The 21050-nt window shown below is 38.9% G+C and carries 22 protein-coding genes and 1 pseudogene; 20 read left to right on the forward strand and 3 right to left on the reverse strand.

Annotated elements, in window-relative coordinates:
- Position 1: 1 nt before the first annotated feature.
- The 8 genes from FGL37_RS13550 to FGL37_RS13585 all read left to right on the forward strand — a co-directional run bounded on the left by FGL37_RS13550 (position 2) and on the right by FGL37_RS13585 (position 7229).
- A complete protein-coding gene (locus tag FGL37_RS13550) occupies positions 2 to 1150 on the forward strand; it encodes a YdcF family protein (protein ID WP_028072202.1) in 1149 nt (382 codons plus the stop codon).
- A 6-nt stretch (positions 1151 to 1156) separates the two neighbouring features.
- The gene (locus FGL37_RS13555; protein WP_051607346.1) at positions 1157 to 2029 is read left to right on the forward strand and encodes a phosphodiester glycosidase family protein; all 873 of its coding nucleotides are present in this window, start codon (positions 1157 to 1159) and stop codon (positions 2027 to 2029) included.
- Positions 2030 to 2121: 92 nt separating this feature from the next.
- Positions 2122 to 3201 carry an SGNH/GDSL hydrolase family protein gene (locus FGL37_RS13560; RefSeq protein WP_028072201.1) on the forward strand — a complete coding sequence of 360 codons (1080 nt, stop codon included), beginning with the start codon at positions 2122 to 2124 and terminating at the stop codon, positions 3199 to 3201.
- Between the two features lie 235 nt (positions 3202 to 3436).
- Positions 3437 to 3877, forward strand: coding sequence for a nuclear transport factor 2 family protein (locus FGL37_RS13565; protein ID WP_138096836.1), 441 nt, complete (start codon positions 3437 to 3439; stop codon positions 3875 to 3877).
- A 158-nt stretch (positions 3878 to 4035) separates the two neighbouring features.
- Positions 4036 to 4539 carry a DinB family protein gene (locus FGL37_RS13570; protein ID WP_028072199.1) on the forward strand — a complete coding sequence of 168 codons (504 nt, stop codon included), beginning with the start codon at positions 4036 to 4038 and terminating at the stop codon, positions 4537 to 4539.
- Between the two features lie 132 nt (positions 4540 to 4671).
- Positions 4672 to 5187 carry a hypothetical protein gene (locus FGL37_RS13575; protein WP_028072198.1) on the forward strand — a complete coding sequence of 172 codons (516 nt, stop codon included), beginning with the start codon at positions 4672 to 4674 and terminating at the stop codon, positions 5185 to 5187.
- Positions 5188 to 5476: 289 nt separating this feature from the next.
- Positions 5477 to 5914, forward strand: coding sequence for a nuclear transport factor 2 family protein (locus FGL37_RS13580; protein WP_081818018.1), 438 nt, complete (start codon positions 5477 to 5479; stop codon positions 5912 to 5914).
- 151 nt (positions 5915 to 6065) lie between these two features.
- The gene (locus FGL37_RS13585; protein ID WP_028072197.1) at positions 6066 to 7229 is read left to right on the forward strand and encodes an alpha/beta hydrolase family protein; all 1164 of its coding nucleotides are present in this window, start codon (positions 6066 to 6068) and stop codon (positions 7227 to 7229) included.
- A 323-nt stretch (positions 7230 to 7552) separates the two neighbouring features.
- Here FGL37_RS13585 and FGL37_RS13590 read toward each other — a convergent pair whose 3' ends face one another.
- On the reverse strand, positions 7553 to 7747 hold the full coding sequence (locus FGL37_RS13590) for an Abi family protein (protein ID WP_028072196.1): 195 nt from the start codon (positions 7745 to 7747) through the stop codon (positions 7553 to 7555).
- Between the two features lie 457 nt (positions 7748 to 8204).
- On the opposite strand from FGL37_RS13590, the gene FGL37_RS13595 reads away from it, so the two are divergent.
- The 12 genes and pseudogenes from FGL37_RS13595 to FGL37_RS13650 all read left to right on the forward strand — a co-directional run bounded on the left by FGL37_RS13595 (position 8205) and on the right by FGL37_RS13650 (position 19322).
- The gene (locus tag FGL37_RS13595; protein WP_138096838.1) at positions 8205 to 8642 is read left to right on the forward strand and encodes a nuclear transport factor 2 family protein; all 438 of its coding nucleotides are present in this window, start codon (positions 8205 to 8207) and stop codon (positions 8640 to 8642) included.
- Between the two features lie 255 nt (positions 8643 to 8897).
- Entirely contained in the window at positions 8898 to 9422 is a 525-nt protein-coding gene (locus FGL37_RS13600) for a hypothetical protein (protein ID WP_028072194.1), read from the forward strand.
- A 479-nt stretch (positions 9423 to 9901) separates the two neighbouring features.
- The gene (locus FGL37_RS13605) at positions 9902 to 10465 is read left to right on the forward strand and encodes a suppressor of fused domain protein (RefSeq protein ID WP_028072193.1); all 564 of its coding nucleotides are present in this window, start codon (positions 9902 to 9904) and stop codon (positions 10463 to 10465) included.
- 152 nt (positions 10466 to 10617) lie between these two features.
- Positions 10618 to 11370, forward strand: coding sequence for a carboxypeptidase-like regulatory domain-containing protein (locus FGL37_RS13610; protein ID WP_160169555.1), 753 nt, complete (start codon positions 10618 to 10620; stop codon positions 11368 to 11370).
- A 170-nt stretch (positions 11371 to 11540) separates the two neighbouring features.
- Positions 11541 to 11978 carry a nuclear transport factor 2 family protein gene (locus FGL37_RS13615; protein ID WP_138096840.1) on the forward strand — a complete coding sequence of 146 codons (438 nt, stop codon included), beginning with the start codon at positions 11541 to 11543 and terminating at the stop codon, positions 11976 to 11978.
- A gap of 732 nt (positions 11979 to 12710) precedes the next feature.
- Positions 12711 to 14501, forward strand: a complete 1791-nt coding sequence (locus FGL37_RS13620) for an erythromycin esterase family protein (protein ID WP_081818017.1) — start codon at positions 12711 to 12713, stop codon at positions 14499 to 14501.
- A gap of 12 nt (positions 14502 to 14513) precedes the next feature.
- A pseudogene (locus FGL37_RS25760) lies at positions 14514 to 14820 on the forward strand (integrase core domain-containing protein); the annotation flags it as partial.
- Between the two features lie 102 nt (positions 14821 to 14922).
- On the forward strand, positions 14923 to 15789 hold the full coding sequence (locus tag FGL37_RS13630) for a hypothetical protein (protein ID WP_138096844.1): 867 nt from the start codon (positions 14923 to 14925) through the stop codon (positions 15787 to 15789).
- Between the two features lie 431 nt (positions 15790 to 16220).
- Positions 16221 to 17207: an aldo/keto reductase gene (locus tag FGL37_RS13635; protein ID WP_028072188.1), complete on the forward strand. Its 987-nt coding sequence runs from the start codon at positions 16221 to 16223 to the stop codon at positions 17205 to 17207.
- Positions 17208 to 17300: 93 nt separating this feature from the next.
- Positions 17301 to 18221, forward strand: a complete 921-nt coding sequence (locus FGL37_RS13640; protein ID WP_028072187.1) for a helix-turn-helix domain-containing protein — start codon at positions 17301 to 17303, stop codon at positions 18219 to 18221.
- Positions 18222 to 18430: 209 nt separating this feature from the next.
- Complete coding sequence (locus tag FGL37_RS13645) at positions 18431 to 18856, forward strand: DUF4279 domain-containing protein (RefSeq protein ID WP_028072186.1); 426 nt, start codon at positions 18431 to 18433, stop codon at positions 18854 to 18856.
- 40 nt (positions 18857 to 18896) lie between these two features.
- Entirely contained in the window at positions 18897 to 19322 is a 426-nt protein-coding gene (locus FGL37_RS13650; protein ID WP_028072185.1) for a DUF4279 domain-containing protein, read from the forward strand.
- A 492-nt stretch (positions 19323 to 19814) separates the two neighbouring features.
- Here FGL37_RS13650 and FGL37_RS13655 read toward each other — a convergent pair whose 3' ends face one another.
- Together FGL37_RS13655 and FGL37_RS25550 are read right to left on the reverse strand one after the other, a co-directional pair.
- Positions 19815 to 20621: an aldehyde dehydrogenase family protein gene (locus tag FGL37_RS13655; protein WP_197734469.1), complete on the reverse strand. Its 807-nt coding sequence runs from the start codon at positions 20619 to 20621 to the stop codon at positions 19815 to 19817.
- Positions 20521 to 20985, reverse strand: coding sequence for an aldehyde dehydrogenase family protein (locus FGL37_RS25550; protein WP_051607342.1), 465 nt, complete (start codon positions 20983 to 20985; stop codon positions 20521 to 20523). Before FGL37_RS25550 ends, FGL37_RS13655 begins: the two co-directional genes overlap by 101 nt.
- Positions 20986 to 21050: the final 65 nt, after the last annotated feature.

Here is a 21050-nt window from a genome sequence, read left to right on the forward strand (position 1 = left end):
GATGAAACAATTAAGCTGCTTATTTATCCTTATCCTTCTTGTATTAGGCAACAGCCGGGCTGCTGAGCACAAAAATATCCTGCTATTATTGGGTTCAGCCGATCCTGAGGTACTGGCCCAGCGGGTAGATGTTGCTGCTCAGCTCTACCGTATCCGGCCGATGGATGCTATTGTGGTGTCTGGAGGTTGTGGTGCCCACGGTTCCAAGATTTGCGAAGCGTCGTCCATGGCGCTGCAATTGGTCAGCAAGGGCGTGCCTGCAGCATTGATCTTCAAGGAGGAAAACTCCAAGACGACGGTGCAGAATTATATTTTTAGCAGGCGCCTAAAAAATAACGCTGGCGAGCGGATCATGCAGCCAGGAGATACAGTGTATGTTGTTTCCGACCATTGGCATGCGATTGCTGTTGCTGCCCGCCTGCAAAAATACGATGGGGTGACAGCGAAGTTTTTTATTGAAGGCGCTATACAGCCCAAAAAGGAAGACCGTCTTGATTATGCCGGAATATTTAACGCTTACGATGACAACCACCTTTTTACATTAAAAGGCACCTGGCTGACGCCGGAAGCGGTATGGACAAAAAAAGACAGTACCTGTTACCTGACGCAGGATATCATCTATACAACGGATGCTGCTAACACCAGCTATAGCGTCAGTCCGGTGGAGAAGCTGTTCCCTTTTCTGAAAGGGAGTTCAGAGTTTAATCCGCCGATATATATCGATGAGCCGGCTGCATGGTACATCCTCTTTGACGGCTATTGCCGTAAAGTTTCAAAAAAAGACTATAAGGTACTGGACGAACAGCCTATTCAGGAATGGCTGAGGCTGCCAGACACATTGAACTGGAACCAAATCAATGCAGGGTATATCCAGGGAAAATCATTGGTATTGATCGGAAAGGACAAAGTGCTATTGGCGGAGCGAAAAGGAAAGGCCTTTCAGTATGTCCGGGAAACCGTGCCGCAACACTATTTTGCCAACTGGCCCTATAGTTGGGGTGCGGGCAATGTCAGTGCGGCAAGATTGCTGCCGGGAGAAAATAAGGTCATCTTTTACCGAAATATGGAGTCTGCCGTATGCACTATTGACCAAAAAACAATTGAAAAAGCGGTTCCATTAAAGTTAAAGTGGATCGGTGAAATAAAGTAAAAACAGATGAAAAGAAATTTTATATACAGCTTATTGCTGCTTTTTCTTGTTATTTCATGCAAGAAAAATGAAGGCGGAACGCAGCTGCCCTACGATTACAGTATTCCCCAGCAAGAAGACCTGGCGGAGATTATCCATACGGCTGCCTGGAATACAAAAACGGTTGCCGATGGTGTGGTGTGGAAGTATTACCAATTCCCGCGGATATTTGAATCCAAACAATATGTTAATGTATTTGAGATCGATCTGAAGAAAGGTATGCAGCTGGAAATTCCCTATGTGAAGACCGGATTTCTAAAAACAAGTGCTGCTGCCACGGCCAAGGGCGCTTTGGTGGCATTCAACGGGAGTTACTTTAATACCAGTACGGGCGGATCAACCGTATTTTTCAAATACGACGGCCAGGTGATCAACCAGACGGTGAATGGATTTAATAGCTACCGTGAAAATGGCGCATTTACCTTTACCGGGCAAAGCTATCAGATCGTGCCGAAGCCAGCAGGTGGTTGGGGTACCCTGAGCGCTACAGCTGCACTGGCTGGCGGCCCTTTATTGATGCAGAATGGTCAGGTGCTGGAGCAGTTGAACGTAGATTTCAATACCAGCAGACATCCCCGTACAGCAGTGGGGCTTACCAAGGACAATAAGCTGATCGTAGCTGTTATCGATGGACGTTCGTCGCAGTCACAGGGACTGACGATTCCCCAGCTGGGCCAGTTGATGGCCGCCTTGGGCTGCACGTCCGCATTAAACTATGATGGCGGCGGTTCCTCCACAGCCTGGGTGAAGGGTGAAGGTGTGGTCAACTATCCTTCAGATAATGGAAAGTTTGACCATGAAGGAGAACGCGCTGTCGCCACGGTATTTACCGTAAAATAAAAAATCGATACTTTTATAGGTAGACGGCCATCTCATGGGTAAGATGAGATGGCTGCTATTAAGTTATAATGATTGCTATTAATTGAAACATCATGAAAAAAAAGACAATTATCTTTCTTTTCCTCTTCTTTGTTTATGGCTCGTTTTCCATTTACGCTCAACAGGTTATTTCGTCTGCTAAATTTGAGCTGCAGGGAAGAGCTTTTGAAAATGCGCCAAAATTTCATCGTATAGATACAGCGAAGTACAGGGAGCTTCCTGCTGCGGTAAAGAAATTATATACCCATGCTGCAGGAATGTTTATTACGTTTAAAAGCAATACGAGCAAATTATCTTTACGCTGGAAGACGGTCGATGCAGTGTTAGGCAATAATTCTACGCCGATTATGTCGCGGGGTTTTGATGTATATGTAAAAGAAGCCAGCGGATGGCGCTTTGCAGGAGTAGCTCGTCCCGATCTTAATTTGGCAGAAAGTAAAGCTACGCTGGTTGAAGATATGGCCAAAACAGAAAAAGAATTTCTTGTTTATTTTCCGCTATATAAAGAGCTATTGGACTTTGACCTGATTATTGATGACAAAGCCAGCTTTGTTGGTACCAAACAGTCATTTGCTAAAAAGATCGTGATTTATGGTTCCAGCATTGTCCATGGAGCTTCCGCAAGCCGTCCGGGATTAGCTTATCCAGCACAATTGGGGCGTCGGCTGAATGCCAGCGTGATCAACATGGGCGTGAGCGGCAATGCGCGGATGGAGCCTGCTGTGGCCGATATGCTGTGTGACATTGATACTATGGACCTGCTCATCATGGATTGTGTACCAAACAGTAGCCCAGAGGAAGTCCGGGACCGAACGTTCAATTTTGTGGAACGGATCCGTCGGTCCCATCCCCGGTTACCCATATTGCTGATCGAGAGCATTACCCGTCAGGTCGGCAATTATAATTTAAAATGGCGTGCGCGGTTGACCGAGCAGAATAAAAATTTTAAGCTACAGTATGAGAGATTGCTGCAGGCAGGTTATAAAAATTTGTATTATATACCCACAGACCATTTAATAGGTGATGATTCCGAAGGAACAGTGGATGGCACACACCCAACAGATGTAGGATTTGAAAGGATGCTTAAAATAATAGAGCCTAAAGTAGAAGCGATCCTAGAAAATAGACCTTAAATCTTCACCAGCTCTCCACCGCTACTGGGGGAGTAATTAGCTTTAAACCACCGCATAGGTTATCCGTCTAGTTCTTTGTCCGGTAAATATCAGGATTTATTTTTACCTCCCCATTTCCACCATTCACCGAGTTTTCCTGGCTGTTAGTCTAAAGCCTATAGGCCTGGGGTCTATTGTGTTGTAGTTTTGAGTCAACAAATAAGAACTAAAACTAACAATATAAAATAAAGACATTATGAAAACTCTAGTAAAAACATTCGCAGCAACAGCTTTAATCGCAGTATCCACATTCACTATGGCCGCTGAAGGACCCGGTTCAAAGTCCGCAAAAGCAAACGTTAACCTTTCTACAGCAGACTTCGCCCTTGACCATTACGTTGCGGTCACCACCGAAGGCGAGTCGGCAGGTGTGGAGCAGCTATTTGCTGAAGATTTCAGCCAGAAGGCTAACGCAGCTACCAATGGACGTAGTACGGTTGTTAACTTCTTCAAAAAGCAAAAAGGAGAGCAGCTGGACTGTAAAGTGGCCACCGACATTCTCGAAGAGTCTGCAGATTATATGGTCGCTAAAGTGACGTTGAAATTTGAAAATTTCACCAAGACCGACCTGGTGACTTTGGTGCGCGAAGGTGAAAGCTGGAAAGTCTCCAAATCAATCCATTCGTTTAGTAACTAGGCGTTTAGTCAAAATATATATGTTGTAGAGCCACATCCGGAGATGTGGCTTCTTTGTTTGTTAGTTATTCAGCTGAAAAAAAAAAGAGGATAGCTATAAAAAATCGCTAAATTTATTTGGGGTAATATCCATGCAATTATGAACTAAAAAAGAATACAATGAGTTTAAAAACATTCATTACCAATGCCGTTGACTACAACGTTTGGGTTACGGAGCAGCTGGTCAATTGGCTACAGAACTATCCTGACGATCTGTTACAAAAGGAATGTCCCTCGAGTTTTAGTAGTATCGCCAAAACATTAAAACATATTAGCGACACCCAGTTGTACTGGTCATCGATGATTCGTGGTACGGAGACACCGAGTTTTGAATACATTCCTACAGCAGTGCATCTTCAGCAAGAAATGGAAAATCTGGTAAACGAAGCAAAACTACTGGCAGCCTATGTGAAAGAAAATACCGAATCGATGAACGACCCCTATTTGATAGAATCACAATGGTTTTCGTCGAATTTTCCGAAATATGAATACTTACAGCATTTAATCATCCATACTACCTATCATCGGGGACAGATCGTAACCATTGGGCACCATGTAGGTGTTATAAAAGCTCCAATGATGGACTATAATTTCTGGAACGTGATGCGGCAGCAAGCTAAATAGTAGTATTTTCATTTCTATACGTGCTTGCAGTTCAGTTGTCTTGAGAGATGGGATAGACAGTAGATTTCAACGTAATGAGAATTCAAATGCGCTCTATAGGAGAGCTGGGCGCATACTTGATCCATTTGGGGTATGGTAAGAACAATTTATTTTTATGTATTTTTCTTTTTAATAGTGTCATGTTCCGTTCGTCGGCAACTTCCGACATTACAGCTGAAAGAAAATGTTAGTGAAAGACTTTTGTTGAATGGGTATTATTATACTCAATTAGATAGCGTTTTTTTTGATATTATCTTCCTGTATAAAAATGGAATAGTCTATCAAGGCGGGAACCCGAGAATTAAACATGGTTTTAAGAATATTGATGAAACTTTTTCAAAAAGTAATGTTAATGATAAAAAGACAGGGTATATTTGGGGATTATACATTGTTGACGGAAATAATATCACAATTGAACGTTATCTAACACCAATTTATGCCGAAAAATATCAAACCTATGTTGATAAAGGTCATATTATAAACGAAAGACAATTTATCATAACCTCACGGAAATATATCAAAACTGGAAAGCTGGAAGCAAGACAAGATACCTTCAATTTCAGACCATTGTCTACAAAGCCCGATAGTACAAATAATTTTATTAATTAATCGTATCCACTGGGCTATCCCTAAAATTTCCTTTTTGTTGCATTCTGGAGGTCAGCAAGGGCTCTGTCACCACTAGGCGTAGATCATTGCCTTCCTGATCTGCTTTTTACGTCAAAAGGGCCTGATGTTGATCAGACCCTGTCTCTTGGAAAGTTTCACCTCCCCATTTCCTCTGTTTACCGAGTTTTCCCGTCCGTTGGTCTAAAGCCCATAGGCTGTGGACGTATGTTGTCGTAGTTTTGAGTCAACAAATAAGAACAACAGAACTAACACAAAAAATAAAGACATTATGAAAACTCTAGTAAAAACATTCGCAGCAGCAGCCCTGATCGCAGTATCCACATTCACTATGGCCGCTGAAGGACCCGGTTCAAAGTCCGCAAAAGCAAACGTTAACCTTTCTACAGCAGACTTCGCCCTTGACCATTACGTTGCGGTCACCACCGAAGGCGAGTCTGCAGGCGTGGAGCAGCTGTTTGCTACAGATTTCAGCCAGAAGGCTAAAGCAGCTACCAACGGACGTAGTGCGGTTGTTAAATTCTTCAAAAAGCAAAAAGGAGAGAAGCTGGACTGTAAAGTGGCCACCGATATCCTTGAAGAGTCAGCCGACTACATGGTTGCTAAAGTGACGTTGAAATTTGAAAATTTCACCAAGACCGACCTGGTGACTTTGGTGCGCGAAGGCGATAGCTGGAAAGTGTCCAAGTCAATTCATTCCTATAAATAACGGAGCCTTTAGTCAAGTATATAAATGTTGTAGAGCCACATCGCGAGATGTGGCTTTTATACGAACTGCTCGTTTATCATATTCGCTTGTTATCATTGGTGTGCTTAACAATTTTAGGCACTGCTATCTAGCGTCATCAACCAAAATATAAATGAAGATTTTAGTTATAATTATTGCCTTGCTTTCATTTCAAAGAACGATTGCTCAATCCTATGAGGAATTGATGGAGTTAGCTGGCACACAAATTAAGTTGGAGAGATACAAAGATGCGCTTCAGACTTTTCAGAGAGCTTTTAAAAATCAGGCAGAGATCGGAAAATATGATTATGCAAATGCTTCAGTGGCCGCACTTCGAAGTGGCCAGAGCAACTTGGCCATTGAGTGGCTAGCCAAAGGAGCTAAGATCGGGCTGGGCAACAGCCAAGAAGAACTGTTCTACTTTAAAAACGACTCGATATTTAAAACAATCATAAATGATGATTCCTACCGAAAGGTATTATCGAAAATGGAATCTCAATTACTAGAAAAAAATAAGCTAGACAGTACTTGGCAATACGAAATCCTATCCAATGCCATTTTAAAAGGAAAAGGCTCATATCAGAATGCTACTCCAGGTTTTGCATTATATTATGTCAACGAAGGAGGGCTTGAAATACCGTATATTGTATTTGTTCCCGGGAACTATAATCCAAAAAAGCCTACAAGAGCCGTATTTTTTCTACATGGCGGCGTAATTACCGGCGAAGCATCATTTAAAATAGATCCGCAGACCCGACTTGAACCCATTTTTACAATTGGGGACAGTACCGGCTCGATTATTATTTATCCTTTTCAAAAAGGCAACCCCGGATGGAAGGATTATACACATTGTTCTAGTGTGATTGCTAAGATTTTGACCGAAGTTAAAGCTCGTTATTCTGTTGATATCAATACAATATATTTAGGTGGACTATCTATGGGCGGTAACGTGTCCTACCAGTTTGCACGGGGATCTGGTAGTCCTTTTCGGGCATTTTATGCTATTTCAGCTAAACCAAAGTTTGCTGACTTTGAATCAGGTGGATCTTTGGTAGTTACACGTCCGATTTATTCATTACATGCAAAAGATGATAGTCTCTATACTTATGAAAATCTGAAGAATGTATACAAGCAGGCGAAGAGATATCCGTTACGTTGGTATTTAACAACTGTCGAGACAGGGGGTCATGGATTTCCTTATCATCCAGCAGGGAGACGACCAACGTTGAAATTCTTTCGGGATATGTTTTTAACAGAGGAGGGCGCAGGCCATTGCCTTCCCGATCTGGCTTTTTAGGTCAAAAGGGCCTGATGTTGATCAGACCCTTTCTCTTAGCGTTGTTCTGTACAGTAATTTTTATGTTTCCTGTCGTTTCCTCTTTTATGTTTCGTCATCCAATGTGTTTGAATACTATTGGATTTTCACTGTACTACGCCAATTTTTATGTTGGTACCTTCTGCTGAAGGATTACTTGTAGCCGCTTTGTATAATAAGAACAGCTGGCAGTTTAAAATAGTTTTAATTTTTTTTTGGTAAATTGGAATGAATTATTAAAATGCTCTACTTACAAAACAAGGCTATGTTAACCTTGCCATTCGGCTGTTCACCAAGGTGCAGGTTCAGGTAGTGCCTTTATCAAAGATGTCTTTTACGGATTGGTACGGAAGAAAATAAGCACTCAACCGATAATAGCTTATTTGTTGTAAATAAGCTATTGCCCGGGACTCGTCCGGAACCTCTAATCCTCGGCGTTTCAGTTTTTCCAGCTGATCTGCAAACCTCAATGGTGGTTTGTTGTACGATTTCTTTGGCATAGGCTATAAAAAGAGAAGACCCCCCCCCAAGTGTGCATCGCGGAGAGGCATGGAGGGTGTATTAACTTTAGTAATTAAACTGTCTTTTTGATGACTTTTCTACACTGAGAAAAGAATTCTATAATGCAAAGATACACAATTCTATAGTAAATTCCTCGCGTTTATGTAAGATTTTTATTCTTTAATCATTGGTAATTCTATACTACATGATTTATCAATGTTTTGCGTGACGAGACATGGGCTCGAAAAATAGAACCGTTCTATGAGCATCGCATCTACACCAAATAAAGGGATATTTTTAATGGTCTTCTGCTTGGAGAGTTTCACCTCCCCATTTCCTCTGTTCACCGAGTTTTCCCGTCCGTTGGTCTAAAGCCCATAGGCTGTGGACGTATGTTGTCGTAGTTTTGAGTCAACAAATAAGAACAACAGAACTAACACAAAAAATAAAGACATTATGACAACTCTAGTAAAAACATTCGCAGCAGCAGCCTTAATTGTAGTATCCACATTCACTATGGCCGCTGAAGGACCCGGTTCAAAATCAGCAAAAGCAAACGTTAACCTTTCTACCGCAGACTTTGCCCTTGACCACTATGTTGCGGTCACCACCGAGGGCGAGTCGGCAGGCGTGGAGCAGCTGTTTGCTGCAGATTTCAGCCAGAAGGCTAACGCAGCTACCAATGGACGTAGCGCCGTTGTTAACTTCCTTAAAAAGCAAAAAGGAGAGCAGCTGGACTGTAAAGTGGCCACCGATATCCTCGAAGAATCAGCCGACTACATGGTCGCTAAGGTGACCTTGAAATTTGAACATTTCACCAAGACCGACCTGGTGACTTTGGTGCGCGAAGGCGACAGCTGGAAAGTGTCCAAGTCAATTCATTCCTATAAATAACGGAGCCTTTAGTCAAATATATATGTTGTAGAGCCACATCGCGAGATGTGGCTTTTTTGTTTGTTAGTTATTCTGCTGAAAAAGAGCATACGCTACTTTTCGCTAAAAGGGATTTAATATAGGGACAAATTGTGAGGACAACAGAAATATATTTCAGAACAAATTCGCACACGATAATGGGCAGACTTACCCAATTTTTTCATTATTGAATAATATGGTTAATTTAGATTATCGTACACTTAATCTATTTACAGTATGGTAAAGCATTTATTTATAGGGACCGTTTTCCTGGCGGCGGCATGTTCTGTTTATCGACAGGCGCCGACATTGACTTTAGAAAATAATAAGAGCGGAAAAATACAACTTGATGGTTATTTTTACGCTAAGAAAGATAATGGTCTTTACAATTCAATAGTCTTATATCAGAACGGTGTAATATTGGAAGGAGGCAGTTTGGAAATAAGTGCTGGCCTAAATAGTGTTGATAGCAATTTTTTAGCAGCCAATAACTTCAATAATTCATATGATAGAAAAATACCATATATATGGGGTATTTATAGTATAAAAGAAAACTATATCATAATTGAGCGTTATAAAGTGCCTGCTTTTGGTGAATCCTATCAAACCTATGTTGATAAAGGTCATATTATAAACGAAAGACAATTTATCATAACCTCACGGAAATATATCAAGACTGGAAAGCTTGAAGCAAGACGAGATACGTTTAATTTTAGGCCGTTGTCTACAAAGCCCGATAGTACAAATAATTTTATTAAATAATACCATCTACTGAGGTCTTTCTGAAATTTCCTTTTTGTTGAAATCTGGAGGTCAGCAAGGGCTCTGTCTTGAGATTACTTTATACTATTCTGGGAAGAGATTTAAAGCATTTTATGAAAATGCCTAAGGTCCTTGTCAAGGCCGATAGCAATTTTATTCGATTAAAAAAGTAACGTATACCAACTCGGCATAGACCACTGCCTCCCCGATCTGGTTTTTTACGTCAAAAGGGCCTGATGTTGATCAGACCCTTTCTCTTAGCGTTGTTCTGTACAGTAATTTTTATGTTTCCTATCGTTTCCTCTTTTTGTTTCGTCATCCAATGTGTTTGAATACTATTGGATTTTCACTGTACGACGCCAATTTTTATGTTGGTACCTTCTGTTGAAGGAGTACTTGTAGCGGCTTTGTATAATAAGAACACCTGTTAGATTAAAATAGTTTTAAATTTTTTTGATAAATTGAAATGAATTATTAAAATGGACCAGGGCTTATATCATCAAAAACTTTTAGCACACTATATCTCCAATTGGGGAGAGATGCATAACACACTGAACTGGGAAAAAGGCCCCAATAAGGATTTGGGTAATCACTTTCGTGTTTTGGAATTTCCTCCAACAAGTGAACGGAAAATGTGGGTTTATGCTACCTTGGGTATGTCCTGCTTTGAAGATGAATTTGCCTTAGAACTGCACCTGTTTTCTGGCGACCAAGACGAAACACTTGTCGAAGCATTAATAGTCGTAGCACATTATCATAGATTTGGTTCAGGTTTGGGACATTGGCACACCATCAACTGGGGAAGAGGATGGCGGTTAGGTTCCATATGCTCTTATGGGTTAATTTCGCTACCTTATCTGGATGGGCCCAAACTGGAGATTCTTACCCTTGGCGACAATAAATCGATACATTGCTATTGGTTACTGCCTATTACGGAAGAAGAAGTCGCCTTTAAAAAGGAACATGGTCCCGAAAAGCTTGAGGAAATATTTGAACAAAGAGAATTAAATTATTTGGATCCTTTCAGGAATACCTTAGTTTGATGTACATCGACTAGTGGTTGTTATTGAAGTTGCAATAATTCTTTTCATTTTTTTGATGTTTAAATTGTTTTAATGTAATCGCGTTAAAAAAGGTTAATAACATTGCTAAATGCTTAGTTATATAATATTTTTATTGTAAAAACTAATTGAAAGTGAGTGGACTACAGGTGTTATTACTATTGCTCTTTATCACAAGCTTATCTTCAGCACAAGATCTGAAAGGCACGATTAAAGATAAGAATTCAGGTGATATTCTTGTAGGTGTTTCGATCAAAGTAGCTTCGCGCAAGACCTATTCCGATGGTTATGGCGAATTTAAAGTGTCAGGCATTAAGCTTGGAGATACAATCATCTTTTCTTCAATCGGATATCGTGAGGTTAAATATATAGTTGGTAATAGCAATCTTGATAATTTGGTCATATATATGGAGCAAACAACAATTTTGTTGGATGAAGTCAAGATCAATCCTTTAAGAAATTATAAGGCTGATTCCTTAAAGTTTCGGGAAGAATTTGCCAAGACCTTCAATTACAGTAAACCCAAATTTAAAGACATTTTCATCACCAAAAGCTATTCTTCAAATGTCCCGAGACAGCCTAATCAAGCTAGCAATAGTACAGCCTCGCTGATTAGTGTTGATGTACTTTCTGTACTTTCTATGTTAGGAAATAAACGTAACCCTCAATCCAAGCTGCAACAGAAATTGATAAAGGAAGAAGAAGAGCGGTATCTTGACAATACCTTTTCAAAGCGTATGGTTCAAAATTTGACGGGCCTTAACGGGGACTCTCTACAAACTTTTATGCAGTTGTATCGTCCGAATATTGATACAGTGAAATACATGTCCGACTATGATATTATCCTATACATCAAAAAGAGTTATCAAGAATATATCAAGCCTTAAATAGCTTTAGCGCCTGAACTGCTCTTTTTGTTTTCACCTCCCCATTTCCTCTGTTTACCGAGTTTTCCCGTCCGTTGGTCTAAAGCCCATAGGCTGTGGTCATATTGTGCCGTAGTTTTGAGTCAACAAATAAGAACAACAGAACTAACACAAAAAATAAAGACATCATTATGAAAACTCTAGTAAAAACATTCGCAGCAGCAGCCTTAATCGCAGTATCCACATTCACTATGGCCGCTGAAGGACCCGGTTCAAAGTCCGCAAAAGCAAACGTCAATCTGTCCACAGCAGATTTCGCCCTTGACCACTATGTTGCGGTCACCACCGAAGGCGAGTCGGCAGGCGTGGAGCAGCTGCTTGCTGCAGATTTCAGCCAGAAGGCTAACGCAGCTACCAACGGACGTAGTGCGGTTGTTAAATTCTTCAAAAAGCAAAAAGGAGAGAAGCTGGACTGTAAAGTGGCCACCGATATCCTCGAAGAGTCGGCCGACTACATGGTCGCTAAAGTGACGTTGAAATTTGAAAATTTCACCAAGACCGACCTGGTGACTTTGGTGCGCGAAGGCGATAGCTGGAAAGTGTCCAAGTCAATTCATTCCTCTAAATAACAGAGCCTTTAGTCAAATATATAAATGTTGTAGAGCCACATCGCGAGATGTGGCTTTTTATGTGAATGCATAGTTTATAAATCGTAGAGTAGCGAGCTTTACTTGATGACATAGTTCGCGGGAGGGCTTCATCTTAGTTCGACATTTAATAAATATATAACATTTATTTATTCAGAAAGGGAAGTATACTGTTTTAGATTTTGTTAAAATTGTGTGAAAGTTATATAAAGTAAATTAATGGCTAAAAAGACAGATTTGGTCTTTCGGCATTAAGAAGGAGGGAAGGTTGATCGCAGTAAAAAAGATGTTTTTAAGTATTTATCTAACGTTGTTATCGTTTTCTATATATGCGCAACATATGCCTAAACTCGGAAGTATATGGAATAATAACCGTCATCGAGAAGCTAAATTGTATGTTCCCAAATATGGACTAATAGACAGTGTACAAATCAAGGTTGATGACATAAAATTTTCGTTGGGCTTAGATACTACTGGGCGAATTGTATTTATTTCAACAGTAGATAGGAATTTTAAAATAGGAGACGCGGTAATCATAGGAAAGAAAATTAAATCTTTCCCCAAAAAAATATGCTTAATAAATGGTTGGGCGAATTACATTTCTCTAGACTCCGGATGGTGTGCCGCGACAGATTTTAGGGATTTAAATGATCGGTCTAAAATCACCTTTTTGTTTCAATATCTTGACAAATCTCAGGAAGGAAAGTAAACTAAATGAGACTATACATATTGTTCATACTATTTTTTCTGTGTGCAAACTTGCTGGCGCAACAAACATTTGAGGATCGGTTTGACTTAGGATTATCAAAAGTTGATGACTGTGACCGGAATTGGGTAAAAGCATATGGTAGTTCGAGTTTTCAGCAAAAAGAAGAAAAAGGGAAAAAATTTTTAAGTGTTTTATATAAAAAGAGGATCGACAAAACAATGTCTTTTACCTTGTCCCGAATAATAGTTTTTCCGGTGAATATTGAACGTAAAGATCTTCATATTGGTTTTGAAACACGCGGTCATACTAACTTTCCTTTATCGGTTGATATTACCAGTTATGATGCAGACGAATCAGCGTTAGAAAGTGATACCATCCAGGTCAAGATCAATACAAAATGGAAAAAGAATGTAGTTTCTGTTGGGAAAGGAAGGATTGCAGCTATCAAGCTAACGATTACCTATAAAGGTGACCAAGATAATAATCAAGTGGTGGACTTTCGGAATATTTCAATAAGATGTGGAAAGAGGGATATGACATCAACTATCATTAAATATCCGATAGATTCGACATACACCGTATTTGATAAGTCACATATTAAGCCTTTAAAAAAGTCAGAAAATGAATTTGAAAACCCAATACCAAATATAAAAGATATTAAAGTTATTGGCTTGGGCGAAATTACACATGGTAGTAATGATTTAAAGGAGGCGCGTAATCTGTTTGTTAAAAATTTAATTAGTCACCACAACTGTAAGTTGGTGTTAATGGAAGTTCCCTATGAATTGGCTTTTCTAATGAACTTATATATCACGGGTAAATTAGACGAACCAGGAAAAGCAAAATTAAGAAGGAATCTTGATTTAACGTTTTCCGGTATGGACGAATTGGAGGGGCTATTAGAATGGATTAAGAATTACAACAATTCAAACTCAAAGCAGGTTAAAATTTTTGGTATTGATAATCCTATAAATCAAGGGGGGCGCGATTACCCTTTGATGGATTATCATCTGTACTTGTTTGGACAAGAGTTTATGCGACCTTATTTATCGATGTTTATGGCAGCGGAGACCAAACAAGCTTTGAATAAAATGAAAGTAGATCAGGTCATGTATACGGGATTAAACAAGCAGGATATAGCTTTTTATAAATACTTTATTGCAGACTACGACAACCCAGAAAGGCAATTTTCGAATGTGGATGAGTGGTGGCACTTAGATCGAGACTTGAAGATGTTTAAAAGGTTATGTTTCTTGGATTCGTTATACCGGGAGGAAGGGGAAAAGATTATCATTTTAGCACATTCTTGGCATGTAAAAAAGACACCATTTACTACTGGAACAAAAACAGAAAAAATGCTTGGGAATTATTTAGCTCGTTTTTATAAGGACGCTTATTTCTCAATAAATTTCACATTTGGTGCAGGTACATTCCTTCAGGATGACTGTCAATCATTTCATTATACTACAGATACAATTCAGATACCTCGTGCCCGGACACTGGAAAGTTATGCGTTTCAATCGGGTATTGACTTCTTCTATTTTCCAACGGATAGATTGATTGCCCCACCAAATCAAATGTTGGGTATAAGTAGGCATAAATTAAAAAGTGATTATAACGATTTTGGTAATGTAAAAAAGAGGTATGATGCAATTGTATTTTTAAGAAATGTAACTGCAATAAATAGGCATGGCTATGATTCTTTTTCTGGACCACATTTTTATTCTAAAGATCGAGAAAAGGAATACGACGAATTAATTAAAAAAATGGAAAACGATTCTGTTCCTCATCTGTAGGTGACACCTCCCAATGGATCCGAGTTTGCTCCAAAGGAACTTGATAGGTGGGTATATGGACATCAGGTGGAATTAGTTTTCTCCAGACGGGGAAAACCAACAGATAATCCGTATATTGAGTCATTCAATGGCGCAAATTCAGTGACGGATGTTTGTCAGTAAATTGGTTTCTATCACTGAAGGTGCAAGGCACAAAATCGAAAATTTCAGGTGGGAATACAGTCATTACAGACCGCACAGTCCACTAGATGATTTAACTCCCAAAGAATTTGTTAACTTACAGCTCACACTCCCCGAAACCCGACTTTTGACTGTCTGAATAAGAGGGGAGGAGGAGGCCAACTTTAAAAGACCGTATGACTCCGATGGGTTTTATTATTGGGGACCAGGTTAGTCAATTTAATAGTGTAAATAATTAGTTATGATCAAAGAAATATCACGAGCGTTCTCTTCATTCTTATTAGGAATTATATTATGTTGCTATTGTCCTTTCATGAGTATAGCTCAGACTAGTCATAACAATCCATCCTCTTGGACTGAGGATATGCAATTTAATATTGCCACCAATCAGACGTTTTTTAAAACCTATGATTCAATAAATTCAATTATTATAGGGTATAAGGATTTAAAACCTTATTATATTTTATTAAAGTTTGAGAATGATTCATTTGGCGAGAAGACTAAACACTTTGACTTGACATTTGAGGGGGATTTGTGGCTTCTAAAAAAAGCATACCCTTCGATTGAAGTATTGGATTTACAATCCGACGTGTTTAATAGTAATGTAGGTTTAGGAATAGAAAAGATCCAGAGGATAAAATCCATTACTATAGAAAGAAAAAAGCTTCAGATAACATTATTTAATAATACCATTTCTTCGGACACAAGACATCATCTTACCGAAAATGTATGGGCGTTTCCTGCCACATATATCGGGGGAACGAAAGTACTTGAAAGAAATCTAAGTTCAATCCGTAGTCCTAAGCCGTCAAAAAATGACGTCGATAGTGTCTTCCTGTTCAAAGTAAAAATATCAAAAAAAGGCGATGTAGAAGAAGTAGAGCCAGTACAAGGTGATAAATCTTCGTATTCAAAAGTGCTACAGAAAAAATTGTCTGAAAAGAATACGAACTATTTTAGCGACGGTAGCCCAAAATGGAAAGCTGCGATACGGTATAATGTCAGTAGACCTATGAATTCAATTTTAAAAATTTATATTAAAAGAAGTCATGATGGACAAATAACAATAAAAATTCCGACAGTGCTTAGAAACTGGACTGGTAATTAAGCCCAATGAATGATAAACAAAAGAAGATTAAGATAAACAATTTTCTCCGGGAACTAAGGCGGAATGATAAGATAGTAAACGAAGAAACATCCCACATTATTCGGACTGTCTTCGGACCTGCTTCGGAATGCTCGCGGTCTTGGCCAATGTTTACGAAGGTATTGACCAGCCTTTAGCCAGATAATTCCTGCTTGCAGTCTGGCCGATGTCTGGCTATAGTTTGGCTTTTATCTGCTGAGCATCCGAACACAGACCGGATTTAATACGAATATAATATATCAATGGTAACCACCGCAGTCTGTCGGACTCCATAATTATGCTAACCGATCCAATCCCGTCATACACCTTCAATTCAGCTACACATATCCGTAATTCGGATCATCGGCTTGATTCCATGGTTTCTACCTTTGAAGTATAAAAATTTATACGTTATGCAAACAAAAAAATTAGGCAGTCTAGGACTTGAAATACCATTAGTAGGATTAGGCTGTATGGGTATGACAAGCTTTGAAGGTGCCGATGTGTACGGAAAAGCAGATGAAAAAGAATCCATTGCAACAATCCATCGTTCGCTCGAATTGGGTGGAAATTTTCTCGACACGGCCGATCTGTACGGCCCACATTTTAATGAACAACTGGTCGCAAAAGCTATTTCCGGAAACCGGGATCGATACATCATTGCCACAAAATTCGGGTATGAGATAGATGATAATGGGCGGATGACCTGGAAATTAAATGCCAGTCCGGACTACATTAGAAAATCCATTGAGCGTTCGCTCAAAAATCTGAATACAGATGTTATTGATTTGTATTATCTGCACCGTCCAGACCCGAAGGTGCCGATCGAAGAAACAATTGGTGCAATGGCAGAATTGGTGCAAGCAGGAAAAATCAAATACATCGGTGTCTCTGAGATCGATGCAGATTTGATCAGACGTGCACATGCTGTGGCTCCCATCACGGCAGTTCAAAATGAAGTTTCGCTATTCAGTCGTGATGTGGAAACCAATGGCGTATTGGACACAGTTAACGAATTAGGCATTGGGTTAGTAGCCTATTCACCTTTAGGCAGAGGTTTTTTAACGGGTGAATTGAAATCGCCGGAGGATATGGCAGCAGATGATTTCCGTAGACAAATACCGCGTTTTCAAGGACAACAATTTTACAAAAACATTGAATTAGTAAAAGAATTGGAAAAAATGGCAGATGAAAAAGGATACAGTACTTCACAGTTAGCGATTGCCTGGCTCATTCAAAAAGGCATTACGCCTATTCCCGGAACCAAAAGAGTGAAATATGTAGAGCAGAATATAGAGGCTACAAACATTCGACTTACGGAAGCTGAATTGCAAAAAATTGAAGAAATACTTCCTGCTCATGCAGACACAGGTAATCGTTCGTTTGATTTACCTGAGTAAATAAACAGGTTGCAAAAGAGCTTCTTCATTAGCGGGAAGCTCTTTTGTTATATAAATCACTAAATTTATATAGTTATATTATATCGTAAAATAATGGCTCAATCCAACGAAATACATATACGTATCGACTCCGTAGCGTCCTATCACGAGATGATGGGCATTGAAAAACCGATGCATCCTTTATTTAGTATCATCGATTTTTCGAAAATTACGTATTCTCATCCAAAAGAGACATGCTACATCCATTCCAATTTGTACAATATCAGCGTCAAATCAGGTGCAGATTGTATTTTACAATATGGCCCGCATCACTTTGATTTTACGCAGGGAGCAATGTCCTTTTTCAAACCCGGACAAACTATCAAGGTAGACCCTAATGCTGCTATAGTGAAAGATGGTTTTACCATCAATTTTCATCCCGATTTTCTGCGTACTTTTCCTTTGGACAAAAAGATACAACGCTATGATTTTTTTGATTACAAAGTCAATGAAGCCCTGTTTCTCTCAGACGAAGAAAAAGCCCAGTGCCACGCTATTGCCAAAGGTATTGAAACCGAATACAAGAGTAAAATAGACAGTTATAGTCAGGAAGCCATCGTGAGTTTTCTTGATCTGTTGCTGGTTTACGGAAAACGTTTTTACGACCGGCAATTCATTACCCGAAAAACACATCAGCGACCTATTGTGGCTCAATTTGAAGAATTATTGGATGCATACTTTCATGAGGAGCTTCATTTGCAAAAGGGTCTGCCCAACGTGAAATATTTTGCGGAGGCTGTGCATATGTCACCCAATTATTTAAGTGATCTTTTGAGAACATCGACAGGTAAAAGTGCCCAGAGCCATATCCAAAGTAAGCTGATCGAGGTTGCTAAAACCATGCTCAGCTCCACGGTACTTTCCGTTTCCGAAATCGCCTACCAGTTAGGATTTGAACAGGCGCAATCGTTCAATAGGTTATTCAAATCCAAAACCAATCAAACTCCTTTGGAATTTAGGGCAAGCTTTAATTAAGAATTGATTTATTTTGTATTTATAGCCTAGTTTTGGATAATAGTATTCTCATTCTTTGCGGTTACTTTTTTACTACGACCTCGATTTGATTTATAAATATTCTGTTTTTGTACAACCTGTTATGGTTTATGTTGCCTTGGAACAGGAACATTACTTTTGGAGAGCCTGGAGAGGTATGGATCAGTATAAACAACAAACATCTTTTTAATATGGCTTTTGATAAAGAATTGAATCTTAGTTTTGCTATCTGGGATTTCGAGAATAATACACATGATGTTATTACAAATGATCTCGGATTATCACCTAGCAAGATATTTGTTAAAGGGGAACGGATATCTCCCAAAATTTCAAAGATCAGAAAGCGTAATGCATGGATCTATGGTCCATCGTACGGAAATACAGAAGATTTTGAAACTCAATTGAATAAACTGTTAGACGTTCTAGAACCTAGAATTCCTATTTTAAAAGAGTACTCAAAAAAATATCCTTGTGATTTTTCACTGGCATACTTTTGTAGTGCGCTAGGTTATAAACCTCCCTTGATTCATTTAGGTAAAAGATACCACGATTTTATCAGGGAAGTAGATGCTGAATTTGATCTGGATCTCTATTATTCTCCTTTGGACGAGGAATAAAATGGAGAAATTAACTAGTGATGAATAATAATAAGTATAGATGAGAAATGAAATAAATGTGAGTTTTTGTATATGTGACTATGACGATATCACACATCAGCAAATATCTAATGAACTGGGACTGATTGCCAGTAATGTCTCTCACGCAAAAGATTTAGAAAGTAAGGCAGTATCTAAAAAAAAAGAAGATAAATGGGTGTATGGAACACCATATGGAAATATGGAAAACTTTGGCGAGCAAATGGAAAAGATCTTGGACGCATTAGAACCTAAGGTTTCGGTATTAGAGAAATTTGCGAGAAAATATACGTGTAAATTTCGCGTTGTCATCTTTTTACGCAATCGAGAGGAAAGCACTCCATGGTTTTTTTTAGAAAAGAGATATAATGCATTTATTAAAAAAATAGATGCGGTTTTAGATATTGAGGTTTACACTCCTGAATTTCCACTTTTATCAAACAACTGAGCTAGGAACAACAGTTAAGCTTCCAGAAGTTAATATTCCAGCACCATCAGAAAATAATTAAAATGAGAAAAAATACGACACTATGGATTATTACAAAGTATTCTTTGATACTAGTTACTTTTTATACAGTTTTGGATCTTATTAGTGGGGAAATTAAGCTTTCTGAAATTCCATGGCATATAGCAAATCTTATAATACGTCTCTTTGTTACTGTTTTTATTTGCTATATTTTATTTTATATAGCTGTCAAAATATTTCGACTTAAATAGGTTAATCTATGAATAGAAAGCGCCGTTTCCCGTAATTAAAATTTTAGGCATAAATTCTTAAATCTCATAAGACAGCTTATATAGCGAAATGAATTTTGAATTGAGCTCCTTTGATGAAAACTCTTTAAAATTTATAGCCTATATGTCAAAATAGCTCGGGTTATTGGTCACTAAATCTGGTGTACTTTCGTCCGGAACCCGTGGTGTACTTTTGTCGGAATATTCAATAAGGAATGATGGATAAAACGGGGCCGAAAATTTCTTCCTGAGCAATAATCATATCGTTTTTTACATTAGTAAAAATGGTCGCTTTTACAAAGTTTCCTGCTTCCAGTCCATCAGGTTTCCCTATTCCTCCTGTCAATAAGATTGCACCTTCTTCCAATCCAGTTTTAATATAATTCTGAACCCTTTCAAATTGTTTAACACTCACCATTGGACCAACATTGGTGTTTTCGTTTTCAGGAAAACCTACAACAATCTGTTCTGCGGTTGTCTTGGCAATTTCATTTACTTTTTCCAATTGATTTTCGGGAACTAAAAGTCTTGTTGGCGCTATGCAGGCTTGTCCACTATTCATATAAGCTCCGAAAACCGCAGTTGGAATTGCTTCTTCAAGATTAGCATCGTCTAAAATAATGTTTGGAGATTTACCTCCAAGCTCTAGTGTAACACGTTTCATCGTATCCACCGCTGTTTTAGCTATCAGTTTTCCAACAGCTGTAGATCCTGTGAAGGAAATTTTGGCTATATCATTATGAACGGTCAATTCGGTTCCGACCACGCTTCCCAAACCGGTTACAAAATTAATGACTCCTTTCGGTAACCCAGCTTCGTGAAAAGCTTCCATTAATACCTGGGTCTGAAGTGCGCTCATTTCGCTTGGTTTGATGACCACGGTACAACCCGCTGAAATTGCTGTAGCAACCTTACTGCAAATAGATCCATTGCTGGCATTCCAAGGCGTGATGATTCCCACTACGCCAACGGGTTGTAAAAAAAACTTTTGATGAATTAATGGTTTGTTCAAATTCAAAACCTTTAACGGACTCAATCATCGAATCAAACCATTGACCTGTAAATTCGTTACTCATCGAAGAGAACTGGAAAGTACCGCCATATTCTTCCACCATCACATCTGTAAACTCTTTCTTTCTTTTTTCGACTGCCGATTTTAGTTTTTCCAAGTAGGAAATTCGTTCCGCAACCGTAGTTTTTGAAAATGTTTTAAATGCGCCTTTTGCTGCTGCGATTGCATTTCTGGTATCAACTTCATCAGCAAGTGTCACTTCTCCGATTTTTTGGTTATTTGAAGGATTTATAATTTCGAGAACTTCTGTTCCGTTGGGCGTTACAAATTCGCCATTGATGTAGATTTTATTTATAGTTTTCATTTCTAAAATTTTATAATACAAAATTAGAATGAAAACCAACAATCGACTTTGTAAAAAAGCTCATT

The organism is Sphingobacterium thalpophilum (assembly GCF_901482695.1).
Classification (GTDB): domain Bacteria; phylum Bacteroidota; class Bacteroidia; order Sphingobacteriales; family Sphingobacteriaceae; genus Sphingobacterium; species Sphingobacterium thalpophilum.